At 71.5% G+C, this 13,542-nt stretch carries 11 protein-coding genes; 4 read left to right on the forward strand and 7 right to left on the reverse strand.

The window, feature by feature from the left end:
• Positions 1-154: 154 nt before the first annotated feature.
• The 4 genes from fxsA to ACFT9I_RS39375 form a co-directional block, all read right to left on the reverse strand.
• Positions 155-766 carry an FxsA family membrane protein gene (gene fxsA / locus ACFT9I_RS39360; protein ID WP_382572507.1) on the reverse strand — a complete coding sequence of 204 codons (612 nt, stop codon included), beginning with the start codon at positions 764-766 and terminating at the stop codon, positions 155-157.
• Positions 767-816: 50 nt separating this feature from the next.
• Positions 817-1,584 (reverse strand): polyprenol monophosphomannose synthase, encoded by a 768-nt coding sequence (locus ACFT9I_RS39365; RefSeq protein WP_382572508.1) that lies wholly within the window; start codon positions 1,582-1,584, stop codon positions 817-819.
• 553 nt (positions 1,585-2,137) lie between these two features.
• The gene (locus ACFT9I_RS39370; protein ID WP_382572511.1) at positions 2,138-3,778 is read right to left on the reverse strand and encodes an amidohydrolase; all 1,641 of its coding nucleotides are present in this window, start codon (positions 3,776-3,778) and stop codon (positions 2,138-2,140) included.
• A 309-nt stretch (positions 3,779-4,087) separates the two neighbouring features.
• Entirely contained in the window at positions 4,088-4,528 is a 441-nt protein-coding gene (locus ACFT9I_RS39375; protein ID WP_382572512.1) for an Lrp/AsnC family transcriptional regulator, read from the reverse strand.
• A 204-nt stretch (positions 4,529-4,732) separates the two neighbouring features.
• Between ACFT9I_RS39375 and ACFT9I_RS39380 the strand changes: the two genes are divergently transcribed.
• Positions 4,733-5,131, forward strand: a complete 399-nt coding sequence (locus ACFT9I_RS39380) for a hypothetical protein (RefSeq protein ID WP_382572515.1) — start codon at positions 4,733-4,735, stop codon at positions 5,129-5,131.
• 102 nt (positions 5,132-5,233) lie between these two features.
• Here ACFT9I_RS39380 and ACFT9I_RS39385 read toward each other — a convergent pair whose 3' ends face one another.
• On the reverse strand, positions 5,234-6,406 hold the full coding sequence (locus ACFT9I_RS39385; RefSeq protein WP_382572518.1) for an acyl-CoA dehydrogenase family protein: 1,173 nt from the start codon (positions 6,404-6,406) through the stop codon (positions 5,234-5,236).
• 436 nt (positions 6,407-6,842) lie between these two features.
• On the opposite strand from ACFT9I_RS39385, the gene ACFT9I_RS39390 reads away from it, so the two are divergent.
• Positions 6,843-8,087, forward strand: coding sequence for a glycoside hydrolase family 18 protein (locus tag ACFT9I_RS39390; RefSeq protein WP_382572521.1), 1,245 nt, complete (start codon positions 6,843-6,845; stop codon positions 8,085-8,087).
• Positions 8,088-8,150: 63 nt separating this feature from the next.
• Here the strand turns inward: ACFT9I_RS39390 and ACFT9I_RS39395 are convergent, their stop codons facing one another.
• Together ACFT9I_RS39395 and ACFT9I_RS39400 are read right to left on the reverse strand one after the other, a co-directional pair.
• Positions 8,151-8,807 (reverse strand): TetR/AcrR family transcriptional regulator, encoded by a 657-nt coding sequence (locus ACFT9I_RS39395; protein WP_382572522.1) that lies wholly within the window; start codon positions 8,805-8,807, stop codon positions 8,151-8,153.
• Positions 8,808-8,973: 166 nt separating this feature from the next.
• A complete protein-coding gene (locus tag ACFT9I_RS39400) occupies positions 8,974-10,377 on the reverse strand; it encodes a peptidase C39 family protein (RefSeq protein ID WP_382572524.1) in 1,404 nt (467 codons plus the stop codon).
• A gap of 220 nt (positions 10,378-10,597) precedes the next feature.
• Between ACFT9I_RS39400 and ACFT9I_RS39405 the strand changes: the two genes are divergently transcribed.
• Together ACFT9I_RS39405 and ACFT9I_RS39410 are read left to right on the forward strand one after the other, a co-directional pair.
• Complete coding sequence (locus tag ACFT9I_RS39405; RefSeq protein ID WP_382572527.1) at positions 10,598-11,227, forward strand: uridine kinase; 630 nt, start codon at positions 10,598-10,600, stop codon at positions 11,225-11,227.
• 364 nt (positions 11,228-11,591) lie between these two features.
• Positions 11,592-13,511 carry an AAA family ATPase gene (locus ACFT9I_RS39410; RefSeq protein ID WP_382572529.1) on the forward strand — a complete coding sequence of 640 codons (1,920 nt, stop codon included), beginning with the start codon at positions 11,592-11,594 and terminating at the stop codon, positions 13,509-13,511.
• Positions 13,512-13,542 lie beyond the last annotated feature (31 nt).

Below are 13,542 nucleotides of genomic sequence, written 5' to 3' on the forward strand. Positions count from 1 at the left end.
GTGCTTCCGGGGGCACACCGGTACTGGGCCCTTCCCGTGTGTTACCCCCCAACACCCCCCGGGCGACACGCGGGGGCCCGCGACACACACAGTGTCGCGGCCCACGGCTGTTCGGTCTCGTGCCCCGGGTCAGCGCCCCAAGGCGGTCAGTGCCTCACGGCGTCAGGGGCGGGCGCGGCCCGTCCTGGTCGGGATCGCGTGGTGGCCGCGGCTCGTCGTTCTTGATGACCTCGCCCTGGACGACCTTGCCGTCCGGGCGCGACATCCTGGCCTGCTGAGCCTGCTGGAAGGCGTCGCCGAGACCGCCAGGACCCGCGGCGCGCATCCGGCGCTCCAGCGACCGCTCGACCCTGCGGCTCAGCAGCGACCGCACCGGCGGGATCAGCAGGACCAGGCCGACGGCGTCGGAGATCAGCCCCGGCAGCATGATCAGCAGCCCGCCCAGCATCAGGAAGCCGTTGCCGGAGCTGGCGTTCGCGCTCTCGTCGGCGTTCTCGGGAGCGTCGGGGTTCTGCTGCTGCCGCTGGGCCTGCTGAAGGGTCTCGGTGAGATTCCGGAAGGCCCGGCGGCCTGCCCGCTTCACCACCACCGAGCCCAGGATGCCGGCGCCGATCAGCAGTGCCAGCACGGTCAGCGCGTTCGTCGCGCCGGCCACGACGGTCAACAGCCAGATTTCGAGCACCAGCCAGAGGGCGATGCCCAGAGGGACAATTTTGCGCGCGCGTGAGCGCTGCGGAGCCGCGGGAGGCGGTGCGCCGGTCGTCATGATTCCAGTGTGCCTGGGCGCGGCCCGGGTTGTCGTACGGGGCGGCCGGATCAGAGGGGCTTGCGCCCGAGCATGCGGTTGGTCCGCGTCCCGACGCCCCACGCGGTGACCCGCCAGAGCGCTTCCACGAGGATGTCCCGGCTCATCTTGGAGTCGCCCAGCTCGCGGTCGACGAAGGTGATGGGCACCTCCACGACGTGGCAGCCGGCCTCCACGGCGCGGCGCGCGAGGTCGACCTGGAAGCAGTAGCCCTGCGAGGCGACCTCGTCCAGGCCGAGGCGGTCGAGCGTCTCCGTACGGAAGGCACGGAATCCGCCGGTGATGTCGCGCAGTGGGAGGCCGAGCAGCGCGCGTGAGTACGTGCTGCCGCCGCGGGAGATCATCTCCCGGGTCCGCGGCCAGTTCACCACCCGGCCGCCGGGCACCCAGCGCGAGCCGAGCACGAGGTCGGCGCCCTTGAGGGCGGTCAGCAGCCGGGGCAGTTCCTCGGGCTGGTGGGAGCCGTCGGCGTCCATCTCGACCAGGACGCCGTAGTCGTGCTCCATGCCCCAGTGGAAGCCCGCCAGATAGGCCGCGCCGAGTCCTTCCTTGCCCTTGCGGTGCAGGACGTGGACCTGGCTGTCGTCGGCGGCGAGTTCGTCGGCGATCTTTCCGGTGCCGTCGGGGCTGTTGTCGTCGGCCACGAGGATGTCGGCCTCCGGGACCGCCGCGCGCACGCGGCTGATGGTCCGTTTGATGTTCTCCGCCTCGTTGAAGGTCGGGATGATCACCAAGGCTGCGCCGAGCGGGCCGTACTGCCTCTGACCACCGTCGTTCACAACTGCCCCTTAATCGCCGTACGCAGAAGTACCACCTTAGCGAGCACGCGAGGGGTCGCCGTCCACACGGTGGCGGGGTGTCGTACGGGAAAGGGCGCGGGCGGCCGGAATCCGGCGGCGCGGTGGCCGGGCGGGGAGATCCGGGGGCCTACGGATCGGGTCCCGGCGTCCTTCGGGCCGACCTGGGACCCGCCGGCTGCGGGTCGACCGAAAGCCGTTGTCTACTGAACGCCGGGGCCCTACCCGGGTCGCACCCGCCGGCCGGCAGAAACCTTCCCTCGCCCCCGAGGCGCGGGCGCTGAACCTGGCTCCCAGTGGTGGTGCGCCGGTGCGGCACACCGCCCCATGACCCAGCGGCGTTCGACGACTGCGTGGGAGTTGCCGGTCGGACGTCCTTTGGTGGACCCGGCCGAACCTACCGGCCGGTGAGTGCTTGCTGTCAATACTCCTTTGACCTGCGGCATTTACCCGTTTCAGCAGGTCAGCGGGGAAGATCCGCTGGTCGCGACAGTGGCCGGTAAGCATCGGTCGGCGGTACGGAAACGCGAGTACATCACTCGTTCGGTCGCACGAAGACCGTTCGCCCGCCCACCACGGTCCGCAGACAGACCGGCAGGGCCGCGCCGGGGGTGAGATCGGGCAGGCCGGGTGTGCCCGAACGCGGGTCGGTGGACCAGCGGGAGACCCGGTCGTCGGGGGCCTGGACGATCAGTTCCTGGGTGCGCCAGACCGCGTAGTCGGCGGGCGCGCCGGGCACGAGCACCCCCGTGTCGTCGCGGCCGGCGGCGCGGCCCCCGCCGCGCGTATGGGCGGTGAAGGCGGCGCGTACGGAGACGCGGTGAGCGGGTGTGCGGTGGAAGGCGGCTGCCCTGATGGTGCCCCAGGGGTCGAGCGCCGTCACCGGGCTGTCCGAGCCGAAGGCGAGCGGGACACCGGCGCGCAGCAGGGCGGCGTACGGGTTGAGGGTCCCGGCGCGCGCCTCGCCGAGCCGGTCGGCGTACATGCCCTCCGTACCGCCCCACGCCGCGTCGAACGCGGGCTGGACGGAGGCGGTCAGGCCGAGTTCGGCGAAGGCGGCGATCGTCTCGGGGGTGAGCATCTCGGCGTGCTCGACCCGGTGGCGGGCGGCCCGGATCCGGGCGAGGCCGAGCGTCTCGGCGGCGGCGCGCGTCCCGGCGACGACGGCGCTGATCGCGGCGTCGCCGATGGCGTGGAAGCCGGCCTGGAGACCGGCCTCGGTGCAGGCCGTGACATGGGCGGCGATGTCGGCGGCGTCGAGATGCGCGGCGCCGGTGTGGGGCGCGTCCGCGTACGGCTCGTGCAGCCAGGCGGTGTGCGAACCGAGCGAGCCGTCCACGAAGAGGTCACCCGCCGCGCCGACGGCGCCGAGTTCACGGACGCGTGCCGCGCCCTTGTCGTCGCTGATCCGCTCGGCCCAGTAGCCGTGGACGCGCGGGCCCGTCTCGTCCTCGGCGAGCCGGAGCAGTCCGGTGAAGTCGTCCTCGGCGGAGATGTCGGGGCCGGCGCACTCGTGGAGTGTGCCGATGCCGAGCGAGGCCGCGCGGGCGCGGGCGGCGCGCTGCGCCTCGGTGCGCTGTGCGGGGGTCACGGAGGCGTACGCGGCGGCGCGTACGGCGTGGTGAGCGTCGCCGGTCAGGGGGGCGTCGGGATGGAATCCGGCCAGTTCGGTGACGCCGGGCACCAGGTCGAGCAGGGCGGTGGTCACCACGGCCGAGTGGACGTCGACGCGTGTCAGGTACAGCGGCCGCCCGCCGGCCGCCTCGTCGAGTTCCTGGCGGGTGGGCGCCCGGCGCTCGGGCCAGCGCGCGGCGTCCCAGCCGTGGCCGAGGAGCACCCGGTCGCCGGGGTGCGTGGTGCGGTGGGCGCGTACGAGCGCGAGCGCGTCGTCCAGGGTCCCCGCGCCGGACAGGTCGAGTCCGGTGAGGGCGAGGCCGGTGGCGGTGGTGTGGACGTGCGCGTCGGTGAACGCGGGGGTGACGAGGGCGCCTTCGAGGTCGACGGTCTCGTCGACACCGGAGGCGAAGGAGTCGGCGGCGCCTTCGGAGCCGACCCAGGCGACATGACCGCGCTCGACGACCATCGCCGTGGCGAAGGGGTCGGCGGGGCTGTGGACGTCTCCACCGCGCAGCAGCACGGTGCGGGGTTCGCTCTGGGGGGCGGCGCGATCGTTCATGCCGCCCAGTCTCCCGCCTCGCGGGACGCGCGGGGCACGCAGGGGTACGGAGGGGTACGACGTGACCGGGTACGACGTGACCGGGTCCGCCCGGTGGGCAGTTTCGTCCCCGAACGCCGGACGGGCCGGATCTGCCCGCCCGGTGAATCCCCCTGACGAGTGAGCCGAAGGGCCCGGTCCCCCGGCGAGTGAGCCGAAGGGGCGCGTCGGTGTCGAAAGGGAGAGCGCGCGGAGGCCCCGAGGAACGAGGGCCCGAGCACGGTCGACCGTCGACATCGACTCAAAGCGCCCCGGAGGCGAACCGAGCCCCTAAAAATACGGCGGCCGCGCCTCGTACGGGGTGGACAGGACGACCGTCGTACGGGTGGAGACACCCGCGAGGGAGCGGATGCGGGACAGCAGGTGTTCCAGGTCCAGTGGCGTCGCCACCCGCACCTTGAGGATGTAGTTCTCCTCGCCGGCCACGCTGTGGCACGCCTCGATCTCGGGGATCGGGGCCAGTCGTTCCGCGATGTCGTCGGGCGCGCTCGGGTCGAACGGCTTGACCGAGATGAACGCGGTCAGCGGCAGCCCGACGGCTTCGGGGTCCACCACGGCGGCGTAGCCGCGTACGACTCCGCGCTGCTCCAGCCTGCGGACGCGCTGATGCACCGCCGAGGTGGACAGACCTGTGGCCTTGCCCAGGTCGGTGTAGCTCATCCGCCCGTCCTTGACGAGCAATTCCACGATCTGACGATCCAGCTCCTCCATGCGGATCAACCTATTGCCCGAGGTCGCTTCCGGCACAGCCGACGGCGTACCGGATCGTCACTTGCGCCGGGCATGTGACGAACACCACAGGCATGTCACGGGGTCCGTCGAGACCTTGCGGTTACCTGCCTCGCGCGACGGGAATTGCTTGCTGTGGTCGAGGCCGCACGTGGCTGTTCGGCCCACCCGAGGGGGAGTGTCTGCATGCAGAGCCTGAAGCGCACCGGACGTATCGAACCGGAGCCTGTTGATCCCGTCGAGGCCGATGAGCTCGACTTCTACGACACCTTCGAGATGTTCCGGGTCGTGTGCCCGGACTGCTCCCGGCCGATCGCCCTGCTGGCGGACGAGGACAGCCTGCCGGAGCACGCGCTGTGCCCCAGCCCGTGGAACCCGTTCGTCCTCACCGTGTGCGCGGGTACGGGCCGTTCGGCCACGGACGCCGGGCCGGCCGACGAATCGCTCGACGCCCAGGAGCAGGACACCGCGCTGCTGCTGACGCTTCCTCAGGGACTGGACTGGCGCACGCAGCCGTTCTCCCACGCGGGCGGCCCGAGTTCGCGTCCGGTCAAGCTGCCGCATGCGCGCCGGCACGCCGCCTGACGCCTCGTCACGATCCAGTTGTCGCGCTGACCGCTCGTCAATCCGCCTGTCCCGTCCGCCGGTTGGTGACAACTGACGGACGGGCCCGGTGCGGTGGGCGGTTCAGCGGGTTTCGGGTCCCGCGAGATGCCGGGCGATCACCATGCGCTGGATCTGGTTGGTGCCTTCGACGATCTGGAGCACCTTCGCCTCGCGCATGTAGCGCTCGGCGGGGAAGTCGGCGGTGTAGCCGTAGCCGCCGAGTACTTGAACGGCGTCCGTGGTGACCTGCATCGCCGCGTCCGTGCAGAACAGCTTCGCCATCGCGGCCTGCCGGGAGAACGGCAGCCCCGCGTCCCGCAGTCGCGCCGCCGCGAGGTAGAGGGCGCGCCCCGCCTCGATCCGGGTGGCCATGTCGGCGAGCATGAAGCGCAGCCCCTGGAAGTCGGCGATGGGGCGGCCGAACTGCCGGCGCCCCGTCGCGTACTCCACGGCCTCGTCGAGGGCCGCCTGCGCGACGCCCACGGCGCAGGCGGCGATCCCGAGCCGGCCCGAGTCGAGCGCGGAGAGGGCGATCGCGAATCCCTGCCCCTCGTCGCCGATCCGCCGGTCGTCGCCGATCCGGACGCCGTCGAAGTGGAGTTGGGCGGTGGGCGAGCCCTTCATGCCCATCTTCTTCTCGGGCGCGGCGGCGGCCAGCCCGTCGGCGTCGCCGGGTACCAGGAACGCCGAGATGCCGCCGGCGCCCGCGCCGCCGGTGCGCGCGAGCACGGTGTAGAAGTCGGCGACGCCGCCATGGGTGATCCAGGCCTTGGTGCCGGTGATCACCCATTCGTCGCCGTCCTTGACGGCCTTCGTGCTCAGTGAGGCCGCGTCGGAGCCCGACGCGGGCTCGGAGAGGCAGTACGCGCCGAGCAGACCGCCGCCCAGCATCGCGGGGAGGTGGGTGGCCTGCTGGTCGGCGGTGCCGTACGAGGCGAGGGCGTGGCAGGCCAGGGAGTGGACGCTGACGCCGAGGCCGATGGTGAGACGGGCCGCGGCGAGTTCTTCGAGGACCTGGAGGTAGACCTCGTACGGCTGGTCGCCGCCGCCGTACTCGGAGTCGTACGGGAGGCCGAGCAGTCCCGATTCGGAGAGGAGGGCGAAGTTCTCCCGGGGGAAGTGTCCCGCCTCCTCCTCTTCGGCCGCCCTGGGGACGATCTCCCGCTCGATGATGTCGCGTACGAGTGTGAGCAGGTCCTTGGACTCCTCGGTGGGCAGCTGACGTTCCACCGTTCGCGGGGCGCGGTCGGGCATGGCGGCGCTCTCCTCCCTGTCGGGACGCTACGGCGGGCGCGCACGCTGGGTGGGGCGGCGGCCGCCGGTCGGGTCGAGGCCCGGGGGTGCCCCCCGGACAGGAATACTGCCCGGCCGATGGTGCCCTCCCGGATCACGGGAGTGGCTGACCTGCGGCTGTGGGCGCGTTGAGTATGACTGATCGGCGGGACGCAGTCACGGGAGGTCAGCCCCTGTTCCGGTTCCACTTCGGTTCCGTTTTCCCGCCGCCGGACCTCCGCCGGGCCCCCGTCGGGCCCCCGCCGGGCTTCCGCCGGGCTTCCGTCGCGCGCTCCGGGAAGTTGGTCCGCACCATTGACCCACTGGTCTAGTCCTTCTAACGTCCCGGTGAACACACTTCGCGTCCATGCCAAGTCGACGGCATGGACGTCGATCTCCCTCCCCACGAGGAGACCTCATGCTCAGACCGCACCGATCCCGCACCCGTTTCCGGGCGCTCATCGCCGCAGCCTGTACGGCCGTGCTCGGCGTGTCCCTGCTCGCCGGCGCCGGCAGCGCCGCGGCGGACCAGGAGAAGGCCCCGGCGGCCCCCACAGCCGCCGGTGAGAAGGTCATCGGATACTTCGCCAACTGGGGTGTCTACGACCGGAATTACCACGTCAAGAACATCGAGACCTCCGGGTCGGCCGACAAGCTGACGCACATCAACTACGCGTTCGGCAACGTCCAGGGCGGCAAGTGCACCATCGGTGACGCCTTCGCCGACTACGAGAAGTCCTACACCGCCGACCAGAGCGTCGACGGTGTCGCCGACGCCTGGGACCAGCCGCTGCGCGGCAACTTCAACCAGCTGCGCAAGCTCAAGGCGCTCCACCCCGGCCTCAAGGTGATCTGGTCGTTCGGCGGCTGGTCCTGGTCGGGCGGCTTCGGTGAGGCGGCGCAGAACCCGGCCGCGTTCGCCAAGTCCTGCCACGACCTGGTCGAGGACCCCCGCTGGGCCGATGTCTTCGACGGCATCGACATCGACTGGGAGTACCCCAACGCCTGCGGTCTGACCTGCGACACCAGCGGGCCCGACGCCTTCACGAACATGGTGTCGGCGCTCCGTACGGAATTCGGCGGCGACAGCCTCATCACGTCGGCCATCACCGCCGACGCGTCCGAGGGCGGCAAGATCGACGCCACCGACTACGGCGCGGCGGCCCAGTACCTCGACTGGTACCTGCCGATGACGTACGACTTCTTCGGCGCGTTCGCGGCGCAGGGCCCCACGGCTCCGCACTCGCCGCTCACGTCGTACGACGGCATCCCGCAGGAGGGCTTCAACTCCGACGCGGCGATCACCAAGCTGAAGGCCAAGGGCGTTCCCGCGGAGAAGCTGCTGCTCGGCATCGGCTTCTACGGGCGCGGCTGGACCGGGGTCACCCAGGCCGAGCCGGGCGGCAGCGCGACGGGCGCGGCGGCCGGCACGTACGAGGCGGGCATCGAGGACTACAAGGTCCTGAAAAACACCTGCCCGGCCAACGGCACGGTGGCCGGTACGGCGTACGCGCACTGCGGCAACAACTGGTGGAGCTACGACACCCCCGCCACCATCGGCACCAAGATGGACTACAAGAACGCGCAGGGCCTGGGAGGCACCTTCTTCTGGGAGCTGAGCGGCGACACGACCGACGGTGAGCTGATCAAGGCGATCAACTAGGTCTGTCCCCGAGGGCCGGACAAGCCGCGTACGCGGTCTGTCCGGCCCTCGGGTGTGTACGGGTCAGCGGCCGGTGTACGGGCTGAAGTCCGGGTCCGGCGGCGGCGCCGGGCACTCCGGCGCGAACTCCTCGATCGTGTCGAACGTGTGCCGCAGCATCCGCACCAGCAGATCGCGCGGGATCTCCCGCGTCAGCTCCTCGCGGTGCTCCAGCCATTCGAGGGTCAGCCACTCGACGCTGCTGAGCCAGCCCAGCAGGGCGAGCCTGGCGATGGGCGGGATGTCCTGGCGGCCGTACGCGCCCTCGGCGACGGTGGAGACCAGTCCCGTACGCACCGCGTCGCGGATCGCCTGCACCTGGGTGTCGAAGCCCACGCCGCCCGTGATGATCGTGCGGTAGGCGGCCTCGTTGAACTCGGCGAACCGGAGGTACGCCTCGACGGTGCGCTGGACCCGCTGGGTGTTCGGCAGGTCGACGCCGCCCGACGCGAGCGAGACCAGCTCCATCACCGAGTCCTCGATGATGGCGAGGTAGTAGCCGCGCTTGTTCTTGAAGTAGTAGTAGATCAGCCCCTTGGCGACACCGGCGTGCTGGGCGATGTCGTCCATCGACAGGGCGTCGTACGACGTGTCGGCGAACAACTTCCGGCCGGTGGCGATGAGTTCGGAGCGGCGCAACTGCGCCCGCTCGCTCTCGCCACGCTGCTGCCTGGTGTTCAAGTCCGCGCTTCCCAGTCTCGGCTGTCACAGGAGATCCGCAGTATTGCAGACCCCCTGTCGAGGGCCGGGCCCGGCTGCGGAGGCCCGGCCACGCACGACGCGGGCGCGGGCGGCGCCGGGGACCTGGACCGCTGTCCCCGGCGCCGTCCATGGCCCGCAGGGCGGCTCAGCGCACGCCGACGGCCTCCAGTGCCTTCCGCTGGGCGGCGGTGGGCTCCACGGGCCAGTAGAGGTAGCAGACGCCGCCCGTGCCCGAGACCACGGCGCCCGACGCGTTGTACCGCTTCGTCCGCAGCCAGATGTTCTCCCACTCACGCCGCTTGTAGACCCGCCGTACGGCCGCGTTGCTCGGCGAGGCCGGGTCGTTGGCGATCACGTCGCCGGCGGCCGTGAAGCCGATCACGGTCATCAGATGGCCGGAGGTGCCGTAGCCCGCGCCGGTCAGCTCCTTCTCCAGGAAGGACTGCGAGGTGATGACCGGAATGCCCGCGCGGATCAGCCGCTCGACGTCGGTGAGCGAGCCGAGCCGGGTGACGACGGCGTTCATGTCCCGGTAGCTCGTCGCGTACGCCGCGTTGAACGGCCAGTTGCCGCAGCCGTCGTACTGGTAGTCGAAGGTGTACCGCGCAGCGTGGCAGACCTGCGGATCGGCGAAGTCCGGGTTCACCCAGGCCAGGTCGGCGGCCGTGGGCTTACGGCCCCAGTACTCGATGATCATCTGCGAGGAGGTGGGGCTGCACCAGGCCTCGCCGCCGTTGTCGTACTCCGGGTACTGGCCGATGTGCGTGTTCTGCGAGTAGCGCGGCACGGTCAGCTCGCGCGCCACCTCGTGCCCGGCCGCCGGGACGGTGAACCGGTCCGGGATGTCCGACGCCATCGCGCCGACCCGCCGGACCGTGGGTGTGAGCGTCGTGCCCGGCTTGCGGTAGAGCGTGAGGCGGAGCTGGTACGACGCCAGCCGCAGGCCGCTCGCCGGGTCGTCGATGGCGAAGGTGTCGGTCCAGACGGTGCTGCGGTCGTCCGTCTGGTCGTCGACGGACGTACGGCGGATGTCGCCGTCCCCGGCCGCCCAGCGGCCCATCACGTACCAGGGGGTCGCCGTACCGTCGGAGTAGGTGCCGCGCAGCTCAGTCTGGATCCAGGTGCCCGCGGGGGTGTCGGCGTTCCAGGAGGCGATCGCCTCGGTGGCCGGGACCGTGGAGCGGTGGACGGGCGAGGTCCAGGTCGCGTACTCCCAGGTGCTGGTCTTCCCGGTGTGCGGGTCCGCGTAGTCGGTGCTGCCCGCGGGGGTGGCGACGACCAGGCCGGACCGGCTGCCGGAGAGGACCTTGGTGCCGTTGCCCTTGCCGCCGCGCCAGTCGCCCGACGAACTCCAGAAGCGGTTGTCCACGGGAGTGTCCGCCCGGTGGTGACCGGCCGGCCGGCCGGAGCGGGCGGACGGCGCGGAGGGAGTGGCGGCCATGGCGGGCGCGGCGGCGGAGAGCGCGCCGGCGCCGGCCGCGGCGAGGGCGGTGGCAAGCACCGTACGGCGCGACGCCGGGCCGTTCCGGGAAGGAGCTGGGTTGTTCATGGGACCCCCGGGTCAGTGGTCTGGTGCACAACAGTTCGTCAACTATCGCGGGTCCCGCACGGCTTCTGCCAGCGATTCGTCCCGCGTCGGCGCACCAATATTGGTCTGTACCAGTGACGTGAACAACGCCCTCCGGATCCGCGCCGGCCTCGCACGGCACCGCGCCGGAACCCGCGCCCGGCCCCGGTCGCGCCCGGCCGCCCGCGCATAGGGTGGCCGGGTGGACGACCTCACCGAAGCCGCCATCGCACTGCGCGCCCTGCCGCCCTCCTGCGGCCCGGTACGGCTGGTCGCGGTCGACGGCCACGCCGGTTCCGGCAAGAGCACCTTCGCCTCGCGGCTCGCCGCCGCGCTCGGCGGGGCGCCCGTGCTGCGGCTGGACGACCTGGCCACGCACGACGCGTTCTTCGACTGGACGCAGCGCCTCGCCGACGATGTGCTCGGACCGCTCTCGCGCGGCGCGACCGCGCGGTACGCGCCGTACGACTGGACCCTGCGGCGCTTCCGTGCGCCCCGCCCGCTGCCCCCCGCGCCGGTCGTCCTGATCGAGGGGGTGGGCGCGGGCCGGGCGGCGGTGCGGCCGTGGCTCGCGCGGCTGTTGTGGATGGACCGGGGCGCCGAGGAGTCCTGGCAACGGGGCCGCGAGCGCGACGGATCGAGTCTTTCGGCCTTCTGGGACGGCTGGACGCGGGCGGAGACGCGCCATTTCGCGGCCGATCCGTCGCGTCCTTTCGCCGATGTTCTGGTACGTGAGTGGCAGGAGGGATACAAGTGGCTGCCCGGAACTCCTGCGATAGCGCCACAGGTTGAACCTGTCACCCACCGTGACGGGACATTCCCTCCGTACTGAGCAGTCGGAAATCAGCCTCGAAGGTGCCTCAACTCGGCTTGACCAAGGGGTGGGACAGGTCTTACGTTCTCAATGTGCGGCTTTTCGGAGCCGCCGCAGACGCGAAGCCCCCGGTTGTTCCCCCGTGATCGGGGGCTTCGTTCTGCCCTCTTCGCCGTCTCCCCGGCGCCGCCCCGCACCCAGCGATCACCCTGGGTCACCGGTGCGCGCGGGACGGCTGCGCCCTTAGTCGCGCACCCTCTACGCAGGTACGATGCTTCTCGGTGGGGTCAATTCCCGTCCACGACAAGGTGGTTCAGCACGCTTCTGCCGACGGGCGCCCGCCCGGCGGGACATCACGGGGTCATGGTTTGTGGGGGGCCTGATGGACATCGGCACGCAGGGCGCTCAAGCCCCGGCCGATCTCGCGTGGGTGCGTGCTGTGGATGCCTACACGATGGGGGCGTATCCACAGGCGGAGGAAGAGTTCCGGGAGGCCGTACGGCTCGATCCCGGAATGGCCGACGGCTGGCTCGGGTTGCACGCGCTCCGGGTCGACACCACGACCGCGCTGCTGCACATGTACCGCCACCGTGACCGCTTCGGCGAGCAGCGCTCCCGCCATCGCCGCACCCTCAACTCCTGGTACTGGCTGGGCTGGTGGGTGCAGCCCGTGCTGGAGAGCCGGCGCGATCTGCTGCTCGCGCACGCCTCGCACTGGCTCGACGGCCGGCACGTCCCCGAGCTGGACCGGGCACTCGCCGGGCTGCCGCCCGTGGACGCCGATCCGCATGTGCGCTTCCTGCACGCCTGCCGCGCCTATCTGGTCAAGGACTGGGACCAGTTGGTGCGCCACACCGAATCCCTCGTCAACGACCCGCTGTTGGGCATCGAGGCGGGCCTCTTCGGCGGGATGGCACGCGTCCGTCTTGAGATGTACGGACAGGCCGAGCCACTGCTCTCGACGTCCCTGATGCGCTGTCGCAGCGAGCAGCCGCAGCGCAAGGAGCTGCGCTACTGGCTGGCCCGCGCGCACGAGGGGACCGGGCGCAGCGCGGCCGCGCTGCCGCTGTACCGGGCCGTGCACCGTATCGACCCCACCTTCATGGACACCGCGGCCCGGCTCGCGGCGATCACCGACTCCGACGGGTACGACGGGGCGGACGACTCGGCGGGGCTCGCCTCGGTCGCGCTGGCCGGCTTCGGCCAGGACACGGTGGACGCGGCGGCCGACGGCGAGTATCCGCAGGGGCCCGACCCACGGCCGGGAGTCGACGCGCAGTCCCCGTTCGGGGCGGGTGTCCCGGCGAACCCGACGGACGCGGCCGATCCGGCGGACGGGATACGGGAGAAGGCCCGCGTACCGGCGCAGCCCGCTCCCCCGCAGTTCCCCGACCGCCCGACGGATCCGGTCCTCCTGGCCGAGGCACTGGCGGAGCTGGAGCGGATGGTCGGCCTGGAACCGGTCAAGCGGCAGGTCAAGGCGTTGTCCGCGCAGCTCAACATGGCGCGGTTACGGGCCGGTCAGGGGCTGCCCGTACAGCCGCCCAAACGCCACTTCGTCTTCTCCGGTCCCTCGGGCACCGGCAAGACAACCGTCGCGCGCATCCTCGGCCGGGTCTTCTACGCGCTCGGCCTGCTCGGCGGCGACCATCTGGTCGAGGCCCAACGGGCCGATCTGGTCGGCGAGTTCCTGGGCCAGACCGCGGTGAAGGCGAACGAGCTGATCGACTCGGCCATCGGTGGCGTGCTGTTCGTCGACGAGGCGTACAGCCTCGCCAACTCCGGCTACAGCAAGGGCGACGCGTACGGCGACGAAGCCCTCCAGGTGCTGCTGAAGCGCGCCGAGGACAACCGGAACCATCTCGTGGTGATACTCGCCGGCTATCCGGAGGGCATGGACCGGCTGCTCGCCACCAACCCCGGACTCTCGTCCCGCTTCACGACGCGCGTCGACTTCCCCAGCTACCGCCCCCTCGAACTGACCGCGATCGGCCAGGTGCTGGCCGCCGAGAACGACGACGTGTGGGACGACGAGGCGCTGGACGAGCTGCGCAGCATCAGCGGCCATGTGGTCGACCAGGGATGGATCGACGAGCTGGGCAACGGCCGCTTCCTGCGCACGCTGTACGAGAAGAGCTGCGCGTACCGCGATCTGCGGCTCTCCGGCTACAGCACCACACCGGGACGCGCCGATCTGGCCACGCTGCGGCTGCCGGATCTGATGCAGGCGTACGGCGAGGTGCTGTCGGGCCGGGGCCCGGTGGACCGCGGGCGCGGGCCGGTGGATCCGCCGGCGCTCTGACCCTCCGGCCCCCTGGCCGGACCGGCCGGAC

This window comes from Streptomyces sp. NPDC057137, assembly GCF_042670825.1.
Classification (GTDB): Bacteria; Actinomycetota; Actinomycetes; order Streptomycetales; family Streptomycetaceae; genus Streptomyces.